This is a genomic window from Solibacillus sp. FSL K6-1523, assembly GCF_038005225.1.
Taxonomy (GTDB): domain Bacteria; phylum Bacillota; class Bacilli; order Bacillales_A; family Planococcaceae; genus Solibacillus.
Genome location: NZ_JBBOSU010000001.1, coordinates 3,361,233 through 3,385,486 on the forward strand (window position 1 = coordinate 3,361,233; position 24,254 = coordinate 3,385,486).

At 38.2% G+C, this 24,254-nt stretch carries 20 protein-coding genes, 1 riboswitch and 1 other annotated feature; of the genes, 6 read left to right on the forward strand and 14 right to left on the reverse strand.

Going from position 1 to position 24,254, the window contains the following annotated elements; genetic code table 11:
• Window positions 1–113: 113 nt before the first annotated feature.
• The 8 genes from leuS to MHI10_RS16215 form a co-directional block, all read right to left on the reverse strand.
• Window positions 114–2,528: a leucine--tRNA ligase gene (leuS, locus tag MHI10_RS16180; protein ID WP_340787253.1), complete on the reverse strand. Its 2,415-nt coding sequence runs from the start codon at window positions 2,526–2,528 to the stop codon at window positions 114–116.
• Between the two features lie 182 nt (window positions 2,529–2,710).
• Window positions 2,711–2,926 (reverse strand) — a binding site (T-box leader).
• Window positions 2,927–3,018: 92 nt separating this feature from the next.
• Window positions 3,019–4,188, reverse strand: coding sequence for an MDR family MFS transporter (locus tag MHI10_RS16185; RefSeq protein ID WP_340787254.1), 1,170 nt, complete (start codon window positions 4,186–4,188; stop codon window positions 3,019–3,021).
• Window positions 4,189–4,295: 107 nt separating this feature from the next.
• On the reverse strand, window positions 4,296–5,594 hold the full coding sequence (locus MHI10_RS16190; protein ID WP_340787256.1) for a TRAP transporter large permease: 1,299 nt from the start codon (window positions 5,592–5,594) through the stop codon (window positions 4,296–4,298).
• Between the two features lie 34 nt (window positions 5,595–5,628).
• Window positions 5,629–6,201, reverse strand: coding sequence for a TRAP transporter small permease subunit (locus MHI10_RS16195; protein WP_340787258.1), 573 nt, complete (start codon window positions 6,199–6,201; stop codon window positions 5,629–5,631).
• Window positions 6,202–6,213: 12 nt separating this feature from the next.
• Window positions 6,214–7,320 (reverse strand): TRAP transporter substrate-binding protein DctP, encoded by a 1,107-nt coding sequence (dctP, locus tag MHI10_RS16200; protein WP_340787260.1) that lies wholly within the window; start codon window positions 7,318–7,320, stop codon window positions 6,214–6,216.
• Between the two features lie 5 nt (window positions 7,321–7,325).
• The gene (locus tag MHI10_RS16205) at window positions 7,326–8,303 is read right to left on the reverse strand and encodes a fumarylacetoacetate hydrolase family protein (protein ID WP_340787261.1); all 978 of its coding nucleotides are present in this window, start codon (window positions 8,301–8,303) and stop codon (window positions 7,326–7,328) included.
• Window positions 8,304–8,314: 11 nt separating this feature from the next.
• Window positions 8,315–9,094 (reverse strand): cyclase family protein, encoded by a 780-nt coding sequence (locus tag MHI10_RS16210; RefSeq protein WP_340787262.1) that lies wholly within the window; start codon window positions 9,092–9,094, stop codon window positions 8,315–8,317.
• A gap of 28 nt (window positions 9,095–9,122) precedes the next feature.
• Window positions 9,123–9,935 carry a TrmB family transcriptional regulator gene (locus MHI10_RS16215; protein ID WP_340789275.1) on the reverse strand — a complete coding sequence of 271 codons (813 nt, stop codon included), beginning with the start codon at window positions 9,933–9,935 and terminating at the stop codon, window positions 9,123–9,125.
• A gap of 178 nt (window positions 9,936–10,113) precedes the next feature.
• Here MHI10_RS16215 and MHI10_RS16220 point away from each other — a divergent pair, with 178 nt between their 5' ends.
• From MHI10_RS16220 to MHI10_RS16230, 3 genes are all read left to right on the forward strand, one after another.
• Window positions 10,114–11,070, forward strand: coding sequence for a TIGR01212 family radical SAM protein (locus MHI10_RS16220; RefSeq protein ID WP_340787264.1), 957 nt, complete (start codon window positions 10,114–10,116; stop codon window positions 11,068–11,070).
• Window positions 11,070–11,651, forward strand: a complete 582-nt coding sequence (locus tag MHI10_RS16225) for a class I SAM-dependent methyltransferase (RefSeq protein ID WP_340787266.1) — start codon at window positions 11,070–11,072, stop codon at window positions 11,649–11,651. Before MHI10_RS16220 ends, MHI10_RS16225 begins: the two co-directional genes overlap by 1 nt.
• A 127-nt stretch (window positions 11,652–11,778) precedes the next feature.
• Window positions 11,779–12,309 carry a hypothetical protein gene (locus MHI10_RS16230; protein WP_340787268.1) on the forward strand — a complete coding sequence of 177 codons (531 nt, stop codon included), beginning with the start codon at window positions 11,779–11,781 and terminating at the stop codon, window positions 12,307–12,309.
• A 76-nt stretch (window positions 12,310–12,385) separates the two neighbouring features.
• Here MHI10_RS16230 and MHI10_RS16235 read toward each other — a convergent pair whose 3' ends face one another.
• Both MHI10_RS16235 and MHI10_RS16240 read right to left on the reverse strand, forming a co-directional pair.
• Complete coding sequence (locus tag MHI10_RS16235) at window positions 12,386–13,846, reverse strand: alanine/glycine:cation symporter family protein (protein WP_340787269.1); 1,461 nt, start codon at window positions 13,844–13,846, stop codon at window positions 12,386–12,388.
• Window positions 13,847–13,971: 125 nt separating this feature from the next.
• Window positions 13,972–14,775, reverse strand: coding sequence for an alpha/beta hydrolase (locus tag MHI10_RS16240; protein ID WP_340787271.1), 804 nt, complete (start codon window positions 14,773–14,775; stop codon window positions 13,972–13,974).
• Window positions 14,776–14,923: 148 nt separating this feature from the next.
• Between MHI10_RS16240 and MHI10_RS16245 the strand changes: the two genes are divergently transcribed.
• Both MHI10_RS16245 and MHI10_RS16250 read left to right on the forward strand, forming a co-directional pair.
• Window positions 14,924–15,436, forward strand: coding sequence for a gamma carbonic anhydrase (locus MHI10_RS16245; protein ID WP_340787273.1), 513 nt, complete (start codon window positions 14,924–14,926; stop codon window positions 15,434–15,436).
• 524 nt (window positions 15,437–15,960) lie between these two features.
• Complete coding sequence (locus MHI10_RS16250) at window positions 15,961–18,738, forward strand: GLUG motif-containing protein (protein ID WP_340787275.1); 2,778 nt, start codon at window positions 15,961–15,963, stop codon at window positions 18,736–18,738.
• Between the two features lie 201 nt (window positions 18,739–18,939).
• On the opposite strand, the gene metK is transcribed toward MHI10_RS16250, so the two are convergent.
• Complete coding sequence (gene metK / locus MHI10_RS16255) at window positions 18,940–20,136, reverse strand: methionine adenosyltransferase (RefSeq protein WP_340787276.1); 1,197 nt, start codon at window positions 20,134–20,136, stop codon at window positions 18,940–18,942.
• A gap of 361 nt (window positions 20,137–20,497) precedes the next feature.
• A riboswitch (SAM riboswitch) is annotated at window positions 20,498–20,618 on the reverse strand.
• A gap of 202 nt (window positions 20,619–20,820) precedes the next feature.
• Here metK and pckA point away from each other — a divergent pair.
• Window positions 20,821–22,407: a phosphoenolpyruvate carboxykinase (ATP) gene (gene pckA / locus MHI10_RS16260; RefSeq protein ID WP_340787277.1), complete on the forward strand. Its 1,587-nt coding sequence runs from the start codon at window positions 20,821–20,823 to the stop codon at window positions 22,405–22,407.
• A 129-nt stretch (window positions 22,408–22,536) separates the two neighbouring features.
• Here the strand turns inward: pckA and MHI10_RS16265 are convergent, their stop codons facing one another.
• The 3 genes from MHI10_RS16265 to MHI10_RS16275 are packed head-to-tail and all read right to left on the reverse strand — an operon-like array spanning window position 22,537 to window position 24,148.
• Window positions 22,537–23,319, reverse strand: coding sequence for an alpha/beta hydrolase family protein (locus MHI10_RS16265; RefSeq protein ID WP_340787279.1), 783 nt, complete (start codon window positions 23,317–23,319; stop codon window positions 22,537–22,539).
• Window positions 23,303–23,770 carry an NUDIX hydrolase gene (locus tag MHI10_RS16270; RefSeq protein WP_340787280.1) on the reverse strand — a complete coding sequence of 156 codons (468 nt, stop codon included), beginning with the start codon at window positions 23,768–23,770 and terminating at the stop codon, window positions 23,303–23,305. The genes MHI10_RS16265 and MHI10_RS16270 overlap by 17 nt, the downstream gene beginning before the upstream one ends.
• Window positions 23,771–23,827: 57 nt before the next feature.
• On the reverse strand, window positions 23,828–24,148 hold the full coding sequence (locus MHI10_RS16275; protein WP_340787282.1) for a transposase: 321 nt from the start codon (window positions 24,146–24,148) through the stop codon (window positions 23,828–23,830).
• Window positions 24,149–24,254: the final 106 nt, after the last annotated feature.

Sequence of the window (24,254 nt, forward strand, 5' to 3'; positions counted from 1 at the left end):
GCACAGTACCTATTTAAAAATAATACCATACACAATTTCCTTTTAATACGAAAAATGACATTCCAGACAAAAGCTGAAATGTCATTTTTGAATTAATTTCAATTTATAGCGAATTATTTAATAACAATGTTTACTAATTTCCCTGGGATCACAACGACTTTTACAACTGTTTTCCCATCGATAAACTCTTGAACTCTGCTGTCCTCAAGTGCTACTTTTTCTAAATCTTCTTTAGAAATATCTTTTGCTACTTTCACTTTCGCACGGACTTTCCCTAATACTTGAACAACGATTTCGATTTCATCATCTACAAGTTTTGATTCATCAGCTACTGGCCATTCTGTGTACGCAATTGTTCCTTCATGGCCTAAAATCGCCCAAATTTCTTCCGCTACGTGCGGTGCAATTGGAGATAATAATTTCACAAAGCCTTCTACATATTCAACTGGAATCACGTCCGCTTTATAGCCATCATTAATGAAGACCATCATTTGTGAAATTGCTGTATTGAAACGGATACCTTCATAGTTTTCCGTCACTTTTTTCACTGTTTGGTGATACACTTTTTCTAAAGTTTTATCATCTGAAACTTGCACTTTTTCCGTTAATTGACCTTCTTCTGTTATGAATAAACGCCAAATACGATCTAAGAAACGACGCGCTCCATCTAAACCATTTGTGCTCCATGCAATAGAAGCTTCTAATGGACCCATGAACATTTCGTATAAACGTAATGTATCAGCACCATGTGATTCAATAATATCATCTGGGTTGACAACATTTCCTAATGATTTAGACATTTTGACATTACCTTCACCTAGGATCATCCCTTGGTTAAATAACTTTTGGAATGGTTCCTTCGTGTGTACAATGCCTAAATCGTACAGCACTTTATGCCAGAAGCGTGCGTATAGTAAGTGAAGTACCGCATGTTCCGCACCACCGATATAAATATCAACTGGTAACCAACGTTTGATTAATTCTGGATCTGCTAATGCCTCATCATTTGTTGGATCAATATAGCGTAAGAAGTACCATGAAGAACCTGCCCATTGTGGCATTGTGTTCGTTTCACGACGACCTTTTAAGCCTGTTTCTGGGTGTACTACATTTACCCACTCATCAATATTGGCAAGTGGCGATTCACCTGTACCTGAAGGACGGATATTTTCTGTTTTCGGTAATTCTAATGGCAATTGATCAACAGGAATCGTTGTCATTGTGCCATCTTCCCAATGAATTACTGGAATTGGCTCACCCCAATAACGTTGACGAGAGAATAACCAGTCACGTAAACGGTACGTAATTTTCTTTTCACCGACACCATTTTCTACTAACCAATCAATTGCTTTTGTAATACCGTCTTCTTTATTTAAACCGTCTAGGAAATCAGAATTGATATGTGCACCGTCACCAGTGAACGCTTCTGTTTCAATGTTGCCACCATCTAAAACAGCAACAATGTCTAAGCCAAATTCTTTAGCAAATTCATAGTCGCGCTCATCATGTGCTGGAACCGCCATAATTGCACCAGTACCGTAAGTAGCTAACACATAGTCAGCAATCCAAATTGGTACTTGCTTGCCGTTAATTGGATTCACTGCATATGCACCCGTGAACACACCTGTTTTTTCTTTTGCTAAATCTGTACGCTCTAAATCAGATTTTAAAGAAACTTTTTCTAAATATGCTTCTACCGCAGCTTTTTGATCAGCTGACGTAATTTCAGCTACTAATTTATGCTCTGGTGCCAGTACGCAGTAAGTTGCACCGAATAATGTGTCTGGACGCGTTGTAAATACTTCGAAATCTTTGTCTGTGCCTGCAATTGTGAATTTCACTTGTGCGCCTTCAGAGCGGCCAATCCAGTTACGTTGCATATCTTTAATTGATTCAGGCCAATCAACATCCACAAGATCATCAATTAAACGGTCCGCATATTTTGTAATACGTAACACCCATTGACGCATTGGACGACGCACTACTGGGTGACTACCGCGTTCAGAAAGACCATCAATTACTTCCTCATTGGCAAGTACTGTTCCAAGTGCTTCACACCAGTTAACAGCTACTTCATCCACATAAGCTAAATCCATTTCCACTAATTTTGTGAAAATCCATTGTGTCCATTTATAGTAGGAAGGGTCCGTCGTATTAATTTCACGATCCCAATCATAAGAAAAGCCAAGCTCTTGGATTTGACGCTTGAATGTTGCGATGTTTTTCGCTGTAAATTCAGCAGGGTCATTTCCTGTATCTAGTGCATATTGCTCTGCTGGTAAACCAAATGCATCCCAGCCCATTGGATGCAGGACATTATAGCCTTGCATACGTTTAAAACGTGAAAGAATATCTGTTGCTGTATACCCTTCAGGATGTCCTACGTGTAGACCTGCACCTGATGGGTACGGGAACATATCCAGTGCATAAAACTTTGGTTTATCCCCTTCATTTTCCGTTTTAAACGTTTTGTTGTCGGCCCAATATTTCTGCCATTTCTTTTCGACTTGTTGATGATTAAAGCTCACGAAAATTCCTCCTCTATTTTGCGATTGCTGTGATTAGAAAGTTATTTCTTGTACGAGATTGCGCAAGGTTCTATACTTTCTTATGTGATTTCCCTTAAAAATGTATACATAGCTCGTTAATAATCCAAGTTGAATTTGCAGAATATTTGAAAAACAAAAAAATCCCGCCCCATTCTTATAAAAGAAGGGACGAGAGTTATTATATACTCCCGCGGTACCACCCACATTAGTGACACTGCACTCAGCTTGACTTCTTAACGCGAATACACGGCTTTTAGTTACTATTCGTTCACCAAAGCTAACTCAAAGGCGAGTTCGACTTACTACCTACTAGCTTTCACCAACCGCTAGCTCTCTACAAGGAAGAACCGTCTACTATTCCTTATCACAGTCATTTTTATTATTCCATTCATTTTATCGGATTGTAGCCAAAAGCACAAGTGGTTGTTTGTTATTCACCGATAATTCCGACATCTCAGGGACCCCTTTATCAAAATACCTTCGTTTTCAGTCCTCGGTCAAATAATAAACAAGGTATAATTGCTACAATCAATATAACCGATAAAATAAGCATTAATACTTGCATTCCGTATAAATCAACCATTATTCCACCAAATAACGGACCAATCATTCTTCCTACCGTTGTTGCACTGTTCACTAACCCTTGATAAAACCCTTCTTGTCCAGGTGGCGCCATTTTATTAGCAAGCATCGGGATAACTGGTGAGAAAAATACTTCTCCTAAAGTCAAAATGACCATTGCTGCGGCAAACATTTTAAAGTCTCCTGCAAAATATACGACGAAAAATGAAACAGACATTAATGCTAAACCAAGTACAAGCTGATGTTTAATTTTCTTTTCCCAGCGCGTCACAAGCGGTTTAATAATTGGTTGAACTGCTACAATCATAAAGCCGTTCAATGTCCATAATAAACTGTATTGCGACAAACTCATGCCTAGAGATTGCGTATAAGATGAAATCGTTGCACTCCATTGTGAATAAGAAAGCCAGCATAATACCAATGAAACACTTAAAATAGTTAATGCAATAAGAGGTGCCTTCGCTTTTGGTTCATTCATTTCTGAAGATACTTTTTTCGTTGTTACTTTTGCCGAATCAAAGCGCTTAAATGTAAAGATGACAATCAAGAAAAACACGATGTAAGAAACTAAATTCGAAATAAATACCCATTCAAATTGAATATCTGCGATGAGCCCTGCAAGTGCTGGTCCAATCGCTACCCCTACATTATTTGCTAAAAAGATAGCATTGAACGATTTTCTGCCCCCTTCTGGCCAAGCACTCCCCGCAATAGCATAAAGTGCGGGAAAGACAATCCCCCCACTAAACCCGAGCATCGTTAAGAAAATAATATACTGCGGCCATTCATGCCAAATCGTAAGTAAGGTAATTGAAATTAAATTGAAAACGACACCGATTAAAATTGTTTTATACCCGCCAAGCTTATCAAACAATATACCGCCTAATACATTACCAAACACACCTGCTAACGAATTGAGCATTAAAACAAAGCCTGCCATTGTTAACGTCTTTCCTAAATAATCATGTATATAAATACTATTTAATGGCCATAAAAATGAATTTCCGACGGTATTGACAAATGTTCCAATTATTAAAAGCCAAACTTGTTTTGGCATTCTCCCACCTCCAATACTTAGACTCGCAAAATATTAGTCTATGCTTGTTTTTTTAAATGCACAAGAAAAAAACCTTACGATAAAATTCGCAAGGCACCATTTTACTCTTACATTAAATTTGGTAAAAATAATATAATCTGAGGGAAGAATAGGAAGATAAATAAAACAATAAAATCTGTAACAATAAATGGGAAGGAGCCTTTTAATATTTCTGTATATTCGCTCCCCTTTACAGCTCCTTGTATCATAAATATACTGAGCCCAAATGGGGGTGTCACTAATGAAATTTCTGCTAAAAAAACGACGATTACACCAAACCAAATTGGATCAAACCCTAAATTGATAACTGCAGGTAAAATAATAGGGATCGTTAAAAACATAGCTGATAACATATCAATAAACATACCTAAAAAAATATACATCAAACATATTCCAAACATGACGAACATCGGATGGACATCAAGACCAGTTAAAAAGCTTGATACTGTATTAGGTATCTGTGAAATCCCTAAAAAATAACCAAATAAGAAGGAAGATATAATAATTAAAAATACGGTAGCTGTCGTTTTAATCGACTCAATAATAGATAGTTTAAATCCCTCTAATGATAGTTTTCCTGAAAACAGTGTGATAAGCAATGCCAATGTCGCTCCAATTGCCCCTGCTTCCGTAGGTGTAAAAAAGCCTAAATATAAACCAGCCATAATAGCACCAATTAATAAAGTGATTCCCCAAATCCCTTTTAGTTCCTTCATTTTTACACTCAATGGTTGACGTTCCATCTTTAGTGCAAGCTCAGGGTTTCTTTTCAATAAAATATACACCGTTATCATATAACCAAATGCGATAATTAATCCAGGTATAATTCCTGCAATTAATAGCTTACTTACCGATTGCTCCGCTAAAATTGCATAAATAATCATTAACATGGAAGGAGGTATCATTTGTGCTAATGGGCCTGCTGAAGCAACAATTCCGTATGCTAACCTTCTATTTACACCTAAACGCTCCATTTCTGGAATCGTAATCTTCGCTAATGTAGCCGTTGAAGCTGGTCCTGATCCATTCGCTGCGCCAAATGCTGCACCACCTACAATTGTAGCGTAGCAAATCCCCCCTCGCACTCTATCAAACCAAACATTAATAGCAGAAAACATATTCGTAGCTAACTGTCCGTAAAATACAAAGTACCCCATTAATATAAAGAGAGGAATCACTGTAAATGTATAGTTTGCGGTTGTAGAGAACGGAACCATTCCCATCAACTTCAATGTTGGATTCGCTCCACTAATAATCCAATATCCTCCAAAACCTACAATACCCATTGCTAATGCAACTGGCACTCGAAGCATTAATAGTGCTATGACGATAATTATACCTATTACACCTATCATCACGGAACTCATTGTCATCACCTACCTAATTATTTTCTATATTCGATTATCGCTGATCTACATATTGTGATTGCTGTATAAAATCTTCTTCTATTTTTATGACATCTGGAGCTTCTGTAAATGTAGCTGCCACCCTTTCTTTATTCATAAACAATAAAATAATGTCAATTAAGAAACGTGTACATAATAGAAACATTGCTAAAAATATTGCAAGTCTTCCTGGCCAAAATGGTACCGAAATAATCCCCATTGCAGTTTCCCCTGTTTGATAGGATTCTATGAACTTAAAAAAGCCTTGATAGCCAAAAATACTCGCTAAAAAAAGACCGATTAAATACGAAAAGAAATCTGTTACTTTAAGTAAAAACTGCGAAAACACTTTATTCATAATGTCCACTTGAATATGCTCTTTTTCAGACTGTACATAAGCGATTCCTAAAATCGTTATACCAACCATTAGTTGGGAGGCAATTTCGAAAATCCCAGGTATACTATAATTTGCGAATTTCCTCAAAAGAGACTCTGCTGATATGACAATCATCAGCAGAATTAACAACACTCCAGCTAAATAGACTAAAGATAATTCGATTTTTTTTTGAATTTTTATTAATATTTCCAACTTCATCACATCCTATTTTGGAAGACCTGTATTTTGGAATTCTTGATCGTATTGTTCAATTAATTCAAGGAATCGATTTAATATTTCTTCTGCTGGTTTACCATTACGTTCCGGACTTTCAATCCATTTCTTCCAAACCTTTTCCTTCGCCATTTGTTGTAGCTCTTTTAAATCCTCTTCTGTCGCCTCGTTAATTTTCACACCTGATTGTTCAAATTTTTTAATTGCTACTGTTTCATCGCTATTTATTTGATATATTTCATGAAAAGTTGCGGCATTTTCAATAGATGCATCATCAAGAATTTTTTTTAGGTCGTCTGGCAACTTATTATATTTATCCATATTCATACCAAAGACACCACCTTGGCTTCCTACCGGAATAGTCCAAACGCTTTTTGCAATTTCATGAATACCATACGTGGAAGCAGAAGTATATCCTAAAAATCCACCATCCACAGCACCACGCTCCATTGCTTCAAAGCTTTCCGGCATTGTTACGCCTACTGAAATAGCACCTAATGCCTCAGCCATTAAAGCTTGCCCACCTGCAGCAATTACTTTTAAGCCTTTAACATCTTCAAATGAAGAAACATCTTTTTTTGAAATAATATGGTATGTTGGTAAAGCCCATGCACCTAGTACTGCAATATTACGGTTTTCAAATTCCTCTCGAAGTTCAGGAAACTCTTTATACAAATCAAGTAAAGCGCGTGTTCCTGTCCACTGATCCACCCATAAAGCAGGCATTGACTCAATTGTACCCAAAGGATTATTTGCTGGCGTATAACTTGGTGCTAATAATGCTATATCTGCAATTCCTGCACCAACCGCATCCGCTGCATCGGCTGGTTTTACAAGGGCATCTCCATAATAACGTTCAAATTTAATACGACCATCTGACTCTAATTCAATTGAGTCTAACAAAGCGTCAAAACCTTGTGATAAAGCCGCGGCTTGTGGCGCTTGTACAGTCGCTTTAAATAAAAATATTTCGTCATTATTACTTTGATTACCTGCAACTTTTGTTGAAGTGTCACTTGAACTGGATTCACTATTCCCACACGCTGTTAATAATAAAATGAATAGGGATACGACTAATAAAGTTCCGTATTTTTTCATACTGGTTACACCTCTTTCGTAACTTTAATTTGATTTCTTAAAACACCTAATTGCTCAATTTCTAATTCAACAATATCCCCATCGTTCAAAAACTTACCTAGTTCTAATCCACAGCCATTACCAACTGTACCCGATCCAAAAATATCACCTGGTACAACAGGCTCTCCTTGTGAAACGTAACTAATAATATCCGCAAATGTTCGATACATTGTAGATGTGTTTCCTTCACTCCATAATTCACCATTTACTTTTGCTGTCATTTTCAAGTTATATACATTTTCAATTTCATCTGCTGTAACTATATACGGACCCATTGATGTACAAAAGTCTTTTCCTTTTGCTGGACCAAGCCGCCCTTCCATTTCACGAAGCTGCGTATCCCTTGCGCTAAAGTCGTTATAAATCATGTAGCCGAAAATATGCTTTTCGGCTTCTTTTGGTGATAAATTCACTCCTCGTTTTCCAAGGATACAAGCAATTTCAAGCTCATAATCCATCACCTTAGAATAAGACGGCCAATAGCATATTTCCTCAGGTCCAATAATAGTCGATGCAACTGTTTTATAATAAATTGGACGCTCATACCAAACTTCTGGCACTTCTCCTCCTAGTGAATTTTTATAATGCAACTCAAAGGATAAGAAGTCCCTAACAGTTGGCGGTTTCTTAATTGGGGGATGAAGTTTTACATTATCAAAAGGATACGTGTGCTTCTCCCATGTACTTGTAGCATGTTGCCGAGCAAATTCGACTGCCTCATCGACTGCCTTCATCGAAAGTTCTCCGCCTTCTATAAAAGCCGTCATATCTTTAGGTATATACATAGCAGCTACTTCCTCAACGCGGTTTATATCGACAATCTTATTTTCTCTCAAATAAGAGCGGTACGTAGCTGCAACATCTATAACGACATCATCTAAAATGACACCGATTTGTTCACTGTAAGGAAACACCCCATTAACTGAAAACAAACACAATTTCATACTAATTCCCCCTAGTCATTCAAAATCGCAATTGGTCTTACCCAGCCTGCACTTGCTTTGTAAATTGAAATTGGAAAACAATGTGTTTTAAAACCATGTGAAGGCAATTGATCTAAATTAGCCATTTTTTCAATTTGGCAATATTCCTTATGCATACCTACTCGATGTGCTTCCCAAATAACTTTAGGATCTTGTGTTTCTTTAAAATTTTCCGCGATTTTTTCAAAAGGTACATCAAAGCCCATTGCATCTGTACCAATAATTTTTACACCTTTATCAATTAAATAATGTGTTGCCTCAGCACTCATACCAGGAAACTCTGTAAAATATTCAGGTGTTCCCAGTTTTTTATCTGCATCAAATCGCAAATAAACAATATCTCCGTCTTTTATTTCATAAGCCATCTCTTCTAAAGCTTTTTCCAAATCTACTACTTTAACTGTTTCGCCAGATTTCATATGTGAAAAATTAAAAACTACTCCATCTCCCATAAACCAATCTAATGGTAATTCATCTATTGTTTTTGCGGGTTTCCCATCTGTTGTTGGATAGTAATGATATGGAGCATCTAAATGAGTACCCGAATGTGTTGTTAAAGTTACGCTCTCTGTTGCCCATCCATAACCATTTGGTAAATCTTTTTCCTCGCACCCTAAAACTTGTGTAATTTGCGGTACTGTTTGGTGATGATCAAAATAATCAACCCGCGCTGTTAACTGTCGGTGATACTCAAAAGCAATTTCTTCTTCTGATGGATTTTTAATTGGTACTGATAAATCAATAATTCGCATTACAAACTACCCCCTAAGTTTTATGAAATTATATATTGAGTAAATCTTGAAGCTTCAACCCATATTTCCCCTTAGCCTCTTCATGAAAATCGGTTAAAACCCGATTCACATATATGTCATGACGAATGTAATTTATCGTCGTTTTAATGAGCGCAATATTTTCGGAAACAACGGTAAATACATTGCCTATCTCAAGTTGAGAAATAATAACGCTCTCTTCATCTACAACTATATTAATTTCATGCTTATGTCGTTCGTCTACAACATCTGCATGTAAATGGAAAAATTGCCGCCATTGTGCTTGAGTTTGATCTTTATCTTCATCAAATAGTAGAACAACTATATTAACCCCTCTTTCAAAAGCCGATTCTAAATCGACTCGAATTATTTTTTCGTGTACTTTCCAACAGCATAAATAAATTGATTTTTGGCTCGTATTAATTAAATCTTTAATTGTTTTAAACGTTAAATCGTAATCTACTATTTGATATAAATCTTGTTTCAAAATTGATTTTGGGCGACTCTCTTCAATTTTTTTAAACTCTGACTTTAAATGATCTATGTCTTGAGTAACTGTCATAAAGTGCGCCTCCAATAATTGTTCATAAGGTGTCGCTACATATTTTGCTTTAGGCTTGGTGAAACCTTCTTCATACACTACGGATACAACTCCTTTATCCACCATATTTTGGAGGCTACCATATACTTTCGGTCCTGGAACGCTAGATAGATTCGCTATTTCATTTCCATTTACCGGAGGCATACCTAATAGAGCTATATAGATTTTAGACTCATACTCTGTAAATCCTATTTTTTTTAACTTATCGGTTAACTCATTCATCAATATCTCATCCTTCCAAATAAATCTTACTACCTTAGTAGTAATACGTCAATATCTTTTTTCTGAATATTCAATAAAAGTAATTATTAACATCTTTTTATGACTGTTCAATATTCAGAAAACATGACTTCAAAATCCCTACATGTTAAAATAAAACGTTAGAGGAGTGAATACATTAATGACTGAAATAAATTTCCCTTTCCCATCTGACGGAAAGCGCTATTATACATGGAACCGTTATTTACGAAATGAATTTGGTAAGAAAGTTTATAAAGTGGCATTGGATGCTGGGTTCGATTGTCCTAACCGCGATGGTACGGTTGCTTTTGGAGGTTGTACATTTTGTTCGGCAGCTGGCTCAGGCGATTTTGCTGGAGATAAAGTAGATCCGATTTCTGTGCAATTCGAAAAAATCAAATCGAAAATGGAGAGCAAATGGAAAGACGGGTTAACGATGGCTTATTTCCAAGCGTACACAAATACCCATGCACCGCTTCCTGTTTTAAAGGAAAAGTTCGAGGCAGCACTTGCTTGTGAAGGGGTTATGGGGCTTAGTATTGCAACCCGCCCTGACTGCTTACCAGATGATGTTGTTGAATATTTAGCAGAATTAAATGAACGTACGTATCTTTGGGTGGAACTAGGTTTACAAACTGTGCACGAAAAAACAGCGAATTTAATTAACCGTGCGCATGATTATGAAATGTATGTTGAAGGTGTTAACAAGCTGCGAAAACATGGCATTCGTGTTGTCACACATATTATTAACGGCTTACCGCTCGAAGATTACGACATGATGATGGAAACGACTCGTGAAGTAGCGAAATTGGATGTACAAGGAATTAAAATTCATTTACTCCACCTTTTAAAAGGCACGCCACTAGTAAAGCAATACGAAAAAGGGATGCTTGAATTTATGGACAAGGATGCTTACATCCAACTTGTTGCCGACCAGCTTGAAATCCTTCCTCCAGAAATGATTGTTCATCGCATTACAGGAGATGGTCCGATTGATTTAATGATTGGCCCGATGTGGTCTGTGAATAAGTGGGAAGTTTTAAATGGCATTGATGCCGAGTTGGAACGTAGAGGTAGTTGGCAAGGCAAATTTTATCAAGCGGAAGTGACGAAATAATGAAGCTACAACGCGTCCTACAATATGCTCAAAATTTACTTCAAATGTCGATTGGAGAAGGTGATATCGCAGTTGATGCAACAGCTGGCAATGGGCATGACACGTTATTTTTAGCAAACTTAGTTGGTGATGATGGCTATGTTTATGCCTTTGATGTACAAAAAGAAGCCGTTAACGCGACCCTTCACCGCTTGCTAGACAATTCATTAGAACACCGTGCAGTCGTTTTGCGTGACGGACATGAGAACATTGGTAAATATGTAGCCAAACCCGTTGCAGGTGCCATTTTCAACCTTGGTTACTTACCAGGTAGTGATCATTCCATTATTACGAAACCAAATACGACAATACAAGCACTAAAAACCTTATTACCATTATTAAAAATCGGCGGTGTCATTGTATTAGTTGTCTATCATGGACATGTAGGTGGAAAAGAGGAACGGGATGAAGTCATTCGTTTTGTTAGCGAGCTGCCACAAAAATCGGTACATGTTCTGAAATACGAATTTTTAAATCAAAAGAATGACCCACCGTTTGTTATCGCTTTGGAAAAGGTGAAAGAATTACCTGTGGAAAATTAACTTTATTAAGCAATAACATAACCAATTATTTTGAAGCTGAACTATTTTTAGTTCGGCTTTTTTGGTTGCCGTATTGTTGGAACGACACTGGATAAACTAAACTTAAATAAACTTTAGGATGATGCAATTGAACAAAAAGATACTTATTATCGGTTTATTAAGCTTTCTAGTTTTCGGATTTAATAATGAACATAGTTATGGAAATACTAATGAGGAATTTCTAACTGGGATAGGATACAAATCAGTAAATGCAGCCTTAGAAGAATTCGAACAACATTTCAACCAACAACTAAAATTACCACTCCGAGTACCACCAATAAGCTTTACACATCAATTCGCTCGATTCAGTAATTTAGATGGCGAGATGAACGATACGTTTGAAGTAAAATTCATCAGTGATCAATTTCCTGAAAACCATTTCAAAATCGATGTTCGCCCACTACAGCATAAAATAGACTTTAGTAATAAGCCGATTCCAAAAACATTTGAGTTAAATAATAAAGTCACTGCCCTATATGCAGATAATTTAGTTCGTGGTTTTAATTTGTTCATTTTCGAAAGAGATGGTTGGCAATACATGTTCAGTATTGATAAAAAGGTTGCTAATACGGTAACACCTGAAATACTCGTTCAAATAGCAAATTCCATTGATTATTAAGCAGTGTCCCAAAGTAATACTAATCTCCCAAAAAAATCGCCATCTGGAAGTATTCCCAAATGGCGATTTTTCATGCTTATTCTTTTTTATACGTTTCCCAGAACTTCGCATTTTTAATCCCTAGTTTTATCGGATCAAAGACTGGATCTAGTCCTTCTTTTTTCTGTTGCTCATAATCTCTTAAAGCAAGAAGCGCTGGTTTCATAATGAATAGCATCATAATAACGTTTATCCATACCGTCAAACCTAATCCTACGTCACCAAATGCCCACGCTAAATCAGATTCTTTCACCGTTCCATAAAATGCCGATGCTAGTAAAACAAACTTCATAAGGAAGATACCAATTTTTTCTGCACTTCCGGATACTAAATAGGAGACATTTGTTTCTGCTACATAGTAATAAGCCATCAATGTTGTAAAGGCAAATAAGAATAGTGCAATTGCAACAAAGCCAGAACCAAAATTATTTAACGTTGGGAATGCTTCATTCGCTGCAGCTTGTGTAAACCCTGTATACGTGATTTCAACATCCATTTTCGCCTCGATTAACGGGCCGTCCTGGCTACCATCATGGACATTATACGTACCCATAAATAAAATCATTAAAGCTGTTGCTGAACATACTAAAAGTGTATCAATATACACCGATGCAGCTTGCACTAAACCTTGTTTTGCCGGGTGTGAAACTTCAGCCGCAGCAGCTGGGTGAGCCCCTGTACCTTGACCTGCTTCGTTAGAATAAATCGCACGTTTTACACCCCAGAAAATCGCACTACCAATCATCCCGCCAAATACCGCATCTGAACTAAATGCGCTACGGAAAATTAACGAGAAGATGGCAGGTACTTCAGTAATATTCATAACAATAACAATTCCAGCTACAATTAAGTATCCTAAAGCCATAAATGGCACTAATATTTGAGCTACGTTCGCAATACGCTTAATTCCACCAAAAATAATAATTCCTAATAATATGATTGTTACAAGTCCAGTAACCCACGGCGCAATCCCAAATGCATTATCCACCGCTACGGAAATCGCATTCGCTTGTACACCTGGCATTAGCACCGCTACAGAAAGAATAGCAGAAATTGCGAAAATAACTCCTAAAATACGAATACCTGTCGCTTTTTCAATGTAGAAAGCCGGACCACCACGATACTGTCCATTTTTCTTTTCTTTATAAATTTGAGCCAATGTTGATTCCATATAAGCTGTTGACGCACCAATGAATGCAGTTACCCACATCCAAAATATTGCACCAGGACCACCAAAAGCAATTGCTGATGCCGTACCAATGATATTCCCCGTCCCTACACGACCCGACAATGCAATCGACATTGCTTGGAAAGAGGAGACACCAGCATCCGACTTTTCACCTGTGAACATTAACACAAACATATCTTTAATTAATCGAATTTGGGCAAACTTTGTCAAAATTGAGAAAAGTAAACCTACAACTAAAATACCGTAAATCATTACTGGACCCCAAAGAATATTATTAGCCCAGCCTACAAAATCATTAACAAATCCCATTTAGTCACCCCTTTGGTAAACATTGTATTATTTATATTTTTAGTATATTACAAGTTTTCAAAATATTCGATATGTTTTTCGCGATTATTAAAAAAACCTAACAAAATATTTTGTTAGGCATTCCATTATTCTATTATATATCCTAAATCTCGCAGTACATTATTTATAAAGTCTACTGTAAATCGGAATACTTCTTCACGCTCTACTTCAAAATAAAGACTATGGTGACAATCATTCCATTCTTTATAATGATATTCGGACAAACTTTGATTTGCTAACCATCTTTTGGATGCCGAACTATCTGCAACTCTATCTTTTTCACCATTCATGAGTAGTAATGGGATATTTGGGAGTTTAAATTCCGGATCACGCAAATCTCTCGTTAAGTTTTTCCAATCACGATACCACTTTACTGTAACAACATTTTTCAAAGGTAAATGTTCTTTTAACTCAAGTAAAACATCTGTATTTCTCGAAAATTGATACAATGTCAGCTCATGAGTTAACTTTATATTTGATGTAATGGCACTAAAGCTTGTTAAGGCATTTGGCATCTTCCCTGGGGTTAGTTTTAAATTAATCCATGGGGATGTAATGACTAAACCCGCACATTCAATTTTATATTGTTGTAACGCTTTTAAGGCAATTGCGCCACCTAGACCATTACCAATTACAAATAGAGGTAAATTATATTCAAGTGCTACATTTAATAATAATTTTGTATAGTTTAAATAACTTTTAAAATCTTCATTATGATATCTTAAATATTGATCCTGTTTGCCATGTCCAGGCAAATCGCCCATTACGACATGAAAACCGGCGCTTCGAAATTTTTCGATTAACCATGCGTACCAGTGATGATGCTCGTATGCACTATGAAGTATCGCTATCACAGCTTTCGGTTGCCCTTCAGCCTCCCATTTCCACATGGTCTAACCTCCTAAATACTAAACTGAATTGAACTTATCTTATTATAAGGTATCTTTTTAAAAATGAAATGATATTTGAAAATTTCCAATCCTTTGATACGATAGCGGTAGTAGTATTCTTACTTAAAATGAAAAGAGGCGTTTCGAAATGATTTACCCTTACAAAGATAAACACCCTGTTATTGATCCTTCTGCTTTCATTGCAGATTACGCAACAATTACAGGTGATGTCACAATTGGTGCACAAACATCGATTTGGTTTAATACGGTCATCCGCGGCGATGTTAACAAAACAATCATCGGTGAGCGCGTGAGCATTCAAGATTTATCATGCTTGCATCAAAGCCCCGCTTTCCCACTCATTATAGAAGATGAGGTGACAGTTGGACATCAAGTAACATTACATAGTTGCACCATTCGTAAACGTGCTTTAATCGGCATGGGTTCCATTATTTTAGATGGTGCTGAAATTGGTGAAGGGGCATTTATCGGCGCTGGTAGTCTCGTGCCACCAGGAAAGGTCATTCCACCAAACATGCTAGCAATGGGAAGTCCTGCGAAAGTCGTGCGTGAAGTAACGGCAGAGGACCGCGAAGATATGGATCGCATTATTCGCGAATATGTCGAAAAAGGTCAGTATTATAAATCGCTGCAGGAGTAATTAAGCATATTTAAAAAACCCCTAGTTGTTGTTCGTTCGTATTATGAATAACAACTAGGGGTAATTTTGCCTTGTCCTACTTTCACGTTTAACTCCTTATAATTTCCCTCTACAATATGACATGCCATCCAGCAGCTTAGATTTTTTTACAGATAAAGGGTCAACACCAAAATCTGTTCTTGTGCAATAGAACATCTACTCTATGTCTTGATCCCAGTATTTATAGGGAAACGGGTAAATTCGATATTAGACGGACAAAACTCGAAATAGACGGAGAAATTCCAAATTAGACGGACAATCGCAATCAATTGTCTACTCTACTTTATATAGTCAAGCATATATTTTAGTGAAGAGCCCAGCTAAAATACGCAATTCTCAAACTTAAGATTCGATTTAAATCAGTACTTTCTACTTATTTTTTAAAAAACCCATTTTTTAACCCAGTTTTAACCTTTGCGATTTAAAATGGATAAGATGACTAAATATTCAATCATCTAAACAATTAAAAAGAAAGGAGAATCATAATGAGGAATCATAAAAAATTCTTAAAAGCAACAGTAGGTGTCACATTAGCGGTCAGTTCTGTTCCATTGGTTGCGCCTGTATCCGCACAAGCAACCACCTTTTCAGATGTTCCCGAGTCCGCGTATTACTATGACGCGGTGCATGAATTAGCTGCACGCGGGATCGTGGCAGGATTTGGTGATCAAACATTTAAGCCAAATGCAGCGATTACGCGCGGACAATTGGCGAAAATTATGGCTGGGATATTGGGGCTAGATACGCAAAATGTAGTAAATCCAGGCTTTACCGATGTCCCACCGAGCAATGCTTATTACGGGGCGATTGCTGCTTTAGCACAAGCCGGCATTATTAATGGCTACGAGGATCAAACATTCCGCGCGAACGAACCACTTCAGCGCAATCATTTAGCGAAAATTTTGGTGGAAGCTTTTCATTTACTGTCACCAAAAGGGGCAACAATGCCATTAACAGATGTGCATAAAGATTATGCGGATTATATTTTAGCGCTTTACACAAATGGCATTACAACAGGGCAAACGGCGACTGAGTTTGATGGAACCTCGCATGTGACACGCGGACAATTGGCAGTCTTTGTCGTGCGCGCAGAGGAAGTTGTTCAATCACTGGAAAACGAAGAAGTGGAAGAGGAACCGATTGTAGAACAGCCTCCTATAACCGAGCGAAAACCAACACCGAATTTAACATTTACGGTGTCAGTAGAAGGTTTGGCAGAAATGTTTTCAACCGATACGGGAATTGAAGTGGTGACAACAGGTGTCATTACGCGGATGTATAAGGACGGGGATGTTGTCAAAATCACCTTTGTGTCAGAAGAGGACATTCCGAAAGAGCCGTTTAAAGTAAAGATTCGCAATGTCGAGTATGAATTCACATTTAATAAGGACAGAAATGAATGGGTCGCAAAGAAATTGAATGAAACCGTTTCATCGGATTCAGGGTGGGAGCCAGCGCCATCATCGCCAGCACCAACTCCACCACCGATTCCATCTCCGCCTAGTACGGTTTCGGTAACGGTAAAAACACCACCAAAAGAAACATACTTTGAAGGGGATTCACTAGATTTAGAAGATTTAGTCGTCACGTTACACAAATCGAACGGGACAGAAGAAGAGGTCGGTTTTGGGGCATTTGCATCAAAAGGAATTATGGTTAACCCAACTCATGGTACACCGTTAACAACAGCGGATACAGCGGTAATTATTACGGTCGAGGGACGAACAGTGAGTCAACCGATTACGGTAAACCCAGCACCTGTTACATCGAATCCCGTGACAGCTATAACAGTAATAAGTTCACCTCGAAACGTAACATATGTTGAAGGAGAGTTGTTAGATATAAGAGGTTTAGTCGTGTCGTTGCAAAGATTAGATGGAACGACCGAAGATGTAGCGTTGGTGGATTTCCAATCAAACGGAATCACTACAAACCCAATCGATGGGGCCGTGTTAACAACGGCAGATACGGAAGTACTTATTACCGTAAATGGGGAAACAGCTCGCCAACCGATTACTGTAAATAGCATATTTGAAGATGGAAGTGCCGCAAATCCATATTTAATCGATTCTGTCGCCAAATTACAAGCGATGGAATCCTTTGATGGACCTGATGTTTACTTCAAACAGACTGCCGATATTAATATGACAAGTGAAAGTTGGATACCATTTGTCTTTAATGGGCATTTTGATGGAGACGGGAATAAAATCAGTCATGTAATGATTGATCAACCGAGTAATGATAAAGTTGGATTCTTTAGTGAGCTGAAAGGAGAATTGCAAAATGTTCACTTGGAGGATGTGGATGTAGAGGGAAGGAATTATGTAGGCGGCTTGGTCGGATATGGTGGTGGAAGCATAACAAATAGCTACGCGACTGGCAGTGTGGAGGGAATTTCTCAAGTAGGCGGATTGGTCGGAATTAGTGATGGTGGAAGCATAACAAATAGTTACGCGACAGGCAGTGTAGAGGGAACTGACGATGTAGGCGGCTTGGTCGGATATGGTGGTGGAAGCATAACAAATAGCTACGCGACTGGCAGTGTGGAGGGAATTTCCCGAGTAGGCGGCTTGGTCGGAATTGTATATGGTGGAAGCATAACAAATAGCTACGCGACAGGCAATGTGATTGGAGTGTGGCAAGTAGGCGGATTGGTCGGAATTAGTGATGGAAGCATAGAAAATAGCTACGCGACTGGCAGTGTGATTGGAGAGTGGCAAGTAGGCGGATTGGCCGGGGGGAGCATTGGAAGCATAGAAAATAGCTACGCAACTGGAAGTGTAGAGGGAACTCGTAATGATGTAGGCGGATTGGTCGGAATTAGTGATGGAAGCATAAAAAATAGCTACGCGACAGGTAGTGTGAAGGGAAATTCCGATGTAGGCGGATTGGTCGGATATGGTGATGTAAGCATAGAAAATAGCTACGCGACTGGCAGTGTGAAGGGAAATTCCGATGTAGGCGGATTGGTCGGATTGGTTCGTGGTTATGGAAGCATAAAAAATAGCTACGCGACAGGCAGTGTAGAGGGAACTGGTAATAATGTAGGCGGCTTGGTCGGGCTGGTTTATTTTGGTGGAAGCATAACTAGCAGCTATTACGACAGTGATACAACAGGACAATCAGATGATACTGGAAAAGGAACCCCCCACACAACTGTCGAAATGAAAGAAGGAACAGAAGTAACAATCTACATTGGTTGGGATACTGATATTTGGGATTTTGGTACGATTACGGATTATCCAAAGTTGAAGATGCAATAGAACAGAAATCACGCGGATGTATGTGATCAGATACGAAGGTACAGAAAGAAATGAGTGCAACAATGGCTCATTTCTTTTTTGTGCCCAAAATACATGCATTTAATATTTTGCCGAAAAGTAAAAAAGTGCCAAAACAATGATTACATCAGCGTTTCGGCACTTTCAAACTTTAGCTATTTTACGATTAACATTCTATCTTAATTATAAACCTGCTTTTTCCTGTAATGCTGCTGCTTTATCTGTCTTTTCCCAAGAAACATCTAGATCTGTACGACCGAAGTGACCGTATGCTGCTGTTTGTTTATAAATTGGACGACGTAGATCAAGCATTTTAATAATGCCTGCTGGGCGTAGGTCGAATAATTCACGTACCCACTCCACCATTTGGCTTTCTTCCACTTTTCCTGTACCGAATGTATCGACAGCAATTGATACAGGTTGTGCAACGCCAATTGCGTATGCCAGTTGTACTTCTGCACGATCCGCAAGTCCTGCTGCTACAATATTTTTTGCAACGTAACGTGCTGCATATGCTGCTGAACGGTCAACTTTTGTTGCATCCTTACCAGAGAATGCTCCACCACCGTGACGTGCATAACCGCCGTACGTATCAACGATAATTTTACGACCTGTTAAACCTGCATCACCTTTAGGTCCACCAATAACGAAACGACCTGTTGGGTTGATGAAGTATTTCGTCGCTTCATCTAATAATTCAGCCGGTACGATTGGTTGAATCACATATGCTTTCATATCTGCTTGAATTTGCTCTAATGTTGCTTCTTCATCATGTTGTGTTGAAATAACAATTGTATCAACACGCACTGGTTGATCGTTTTCATCATACTCAATCGTTACTTGTGTTTTACCATCTGGACGTAAATACGCAAGCTCGCCTGATTTACGAACTTCTGCTAAACGACGTGCTAATTTATGTGCTAATGAAATTGGTAACGGCATAAGCTCTGGTGTTTCGTTACATGCATAACCAAACATTAAACCTTGGTCACCCGCGCCAATTGCTTCTAACTCTTCATCTGTCATCGAGCCTTCACGTGCTTCTAATGCTTGGTCAACACCTTGCGCGATGTCAGGTGATTGTTCACCAACAGCTACAAGAACCGCCAAGTTTTCTGCGTCAAAGCCGTATTTACCGCGCGTATAACCGATACCTGCTACTGTATCACGGATAATTCCCTTCATATCTACATATGTTGACGTTGTAATTTCTCCAGAAACTAATACTAAGCCTGTTGTTACCGTAGTTTCACAAGCTACACGTGCATTCGGATCTTCTGCTAAAATAGCATCTAAAATGGCATCTGAAATTTGATCGCAAATTTTATCTGGATGCCCTTCTGTTACACTTTCTGATGTAAACAGTCGACGATTTTTCATTTCATTTCCTCCTAGGTCACTTTGCTAAATTGATACGGTACTCGTTACCCATGTCCGGTTATAATTCAAATTTTGTTTTTACTTTCATCCCCACTTATGAAGATGGGGGACTTCCGCTAAAAACAAGCTAATTATAAACGCCAAGCTTCACTGCTTTAACACGAGGGTTTTGAAAGGTTATTTATTTATGATTAAAATTAGAATTCATTTGTAAAATCACATTTTGCCTCTTTACGATTCACAGGAATTATTTCATCCCTTATTGACCCTATAAAGAACACCAAAATAAAAAAACCCCTTCACTCACATAGTTGCGCTTACCACGCGTGAGGAAAGGGGGAATATGTTTCGTTACCTTTCACTCTTATCGTTCAAGGGAAATTCCCCTTGCATCAGGTTGGCACCAACACGTTACGTTATGACACGTATTGCAGGTTGCCGGGTTTCATAGGGCCTGACCCTCCACCAGCTCGGGATAAGAGTATCCGTTCAATTAAACATCTTACGTTAAAAACGTTTTAACGTCAATTAATTTTGTCTTATTTTTAAAACTTTCCTAAATATGAAAAAAATTTTTCTCTAATTAGTATAGATAATTGGAGGCAATGTGTTATACTATTTTTGAATTAACAAACCACTCCCCTCCACAAGGGAATACTATGAAAAAAGGATGGTATTTAATCGATGAATTCGGTAGAAATTGCTAACGAGCTGAAAGAACTTTTAAACGGGGAAAATATTAACAATCAATTATCAGTACCACAATTAGTTGAAAAAGCGACATCACGTGGTGAAGCAACATTAACAGTTGATGGTGCATTACGCGCTGAAACAGGTAAATATACAGGACGCTCTCCTAAAGATAAATATACAGTTGAAGAAGATGGCTCTAAAGAAAAAATTGACTGGGGTAAAGTGAATCGTCCAATTTCATCTGAAGTTTTCGACAATCTTTATATTAAAGTTATTAATTACTTAAAAGAACGCGATGAATTATTCGTATTTAATGGTTTTGCAGGTGCCGATAAAGCATCTCAATTATCAATTAAAGTAATTAACGAATATGCTTGGCACAACCTTTTCTGTCATCAATTATTCATCCGTCCAACTGCAGAAGATTTAGCTTCACATGCTACAGATTTTACAATCGTATCTGCACCAAACTTCAAAGCAGATCCTGCTGTTGATGGCACAGATTCAGAAACATTTATCATTACATCACTTGAAAAGAAAATCATTTTAATCGGTGGTACAGAATACGCTGGCGAAATGAAAAAATCAATCTTTGGTATTATGAACTACTTACTACCTGAACAAGGAATATTCCCAATGCACTGCTCTGCAAACGTTGGTGAAGAAGGCGACGTCGCTTTATTCTTCGGTTTATCTGGTACGGGTAAAACAACTTTATCTGCGGATGCTGACCGTAAATTAATCGGTGATGATGAGCATGGTTGGTCTGATAATGGTGTGTTCAATATTGAAGGTGGTTGCTATGCAAAAACAATCAATCTTTCAGCTGAAAAAGAGCCTGAAATTTACAATGCAATTAAATTCGGTTCAGTTTTAGAAAACGTAGTAGTAGATCCAGAAACACGCGTATGTGACTACGATGATGTTTCATTAACTGAAAACACACGTGTTGCATATCCGATCGATTATATCGACAATATTGTATTACCATCTGTAGCAGGTCACCCTAAAACAATCGTATTTTTAACTGCGGATGCATTCGGTGTGTTACCTCCAGTTTCTAAATTAACAAAAGAGCAAGCAATGTATCATTTCTTAAGTGGTTTCACTTCTAAATTAGCAGGTACAGAGCGCGGCGTTACTGAGCCAGAACCAGTATTCTCAACATGTTTCGGTTCTCCATTCTTACCACTTCCTGCGACAGTTTATGCAGATCAATTAGGTAAGAAAATTGACGAGCACGGTTCACAAGTATTTTTAGTTAACACTGGTTGGACTGGTGGCGAATACGGTGTAGGTAGCCGTATGAAGCTTTCTTATACACGTGCAATGGTACGCGCAGCAATCGAAGGCAAATTAAACGACGTTGAAACAATTCAAGACGCAGTATTCGGATTAAACATTCCAGTAGCTATTGAAGGTGTTCCAACTGAAGTATTAAACCCTCGTGATGCATGGGCAGATAAAGCCGCTTATGATAAAAAGGCAGCTGAACTTGCTGGTTTATTCAAAAACAATTTCACGAAATTTGCTAATGTCGATGAAGCAATCGTGAAAAAAGGTGGCCCATTAGCTTAATCGCTTAGCCCCTAACGAACGACATAACGTTAAACTTTTAACTTCACCATATATTTTATATCATAGAAAAAAGGCTAACTCGTAAGTAATTTACTTGCAGGTTAGCCTTCTTTTCATTTACGACTACAATCAATTATGCGATTTCATCCATTGACAAAGTTTTTGAACGGTTTCCCGATTAAACTTTGGTGGATAATGATGCTTGTAGCCGCTTGAAAACCACGTTTCCACATGCTTTCCTTCAACCTTTAAATACTTCTCTAATTGATACGCATGCTCAATGCCTACATGCGCATCTTCTGTACCATGAATAATCAATACGGGCGCTTGAACTTGCTCGATTTCATAGAGGGGCGTCCTGTTTTCATACTGTTTAGGCACTTTATTCGGCGTGCCACCAATAATGCGTTTTAACCCTCTGCGCATGTCCACCCTTTCCGCGTAAGTAGCCGTCGCATCAGACACACCCGCCCATGTGACAATGGACTGTATATCATTTCGTATAATTGCTGTCCACAATACCATCAAGCCACCGCGTGAAAATCCGTATAAGTGAACTTTATCTTTCTTTATAAATTGCTTTAACACATCAACACCAAAAACTGCATCATAACGATCTTCCCCGGCGAACTCATCTTTTCCCTCTCCCCCGCGATTTCCACGGTAATAAGGCGCAAACACGACAAAACCTTGTGCTGCAAATTGTGCAATACGCGCAGGACGAACCATACCAATGGATTGTAAGCCCCCACGTAAATAGAGTAAGCCTTCATAATCTCCTTGCTGTTTCGGACGTGCAAGCAATCCTTTTACCCGTAACCCTTGTGACCAATATGTAACTTCATCTAACCGGATAGCTGGATTCGGTGAAGGGTAGTTGCGCATGGTAACAATTTCACCATTGTCTTTCATGATTTTTCACTTCCTGTAACATCTTCTTCATTCCCGCATCGCGCATATAAAAGCTCAAATTCGGTTGTTGCCAAAGCTCTTCTTCCGTAAGCCATAGCATGCCTTCCGTTTCATAATCGCCAACAAAAGGTTCAATTGATTTTACTCTTGCTGTAAATACCGCCTTACAAAACGGAATTTCTTCATGCACAATATAATAAGCAAACCATTTCACATCTTCAATATGTACAGTTGCTTCTTCATACACTTCCCGAACAGCTGCCTCTATCAAAGTTTCATTCGGTTCTTGCTTGCCACCTGGAAATTCGATGCCACGGCGATGATGAATTGTACACAGCCATTTCCCTTCATACTGCACAAGCACTAAAACATGCTTTGGTTCCACCTCAAACGGTCCTTCATCAAATCTTAAATCTACTTGAAATCCATTTTCATCAGTAAATGTAAACATCGTTGCGCTCATCTCCTATTCATTAGTAGTGTAGCGAACGAATGGCATACATTCAACTTACAATGTGGCTGCACGCTGAAAATAAGGTAGCTGTTCAACAAATTTCTTCGCCTCATTATCACCAAATTCATGGATTAAGGCATAAACTTTTTGAAGACGTCGATCTATATCATGATTGGCTTTGTCCATATGATACGGTATACAAGGTAAATACGCCCGAAAAGCATTGGATGCCTCTAAATGTTGGATCTGATTAAAGAGCTTTGCGAAAACACGTGCCTTTACCGGTTCCATTTGTAATATAAATTCATAAGAAGATCCCGGGTAAAAATTACAAGTTAAATGAGAGACTGATATATAAATTTTTTGTTTTTGCATCAATAGCACCTCCACTCCTAAACTGTGCTATTTTAGGAGTGATTATGCATAATTTTACTTTTTTAACGAATTAAAAATGACATTTGGACGCGATGTCAAATGTCAT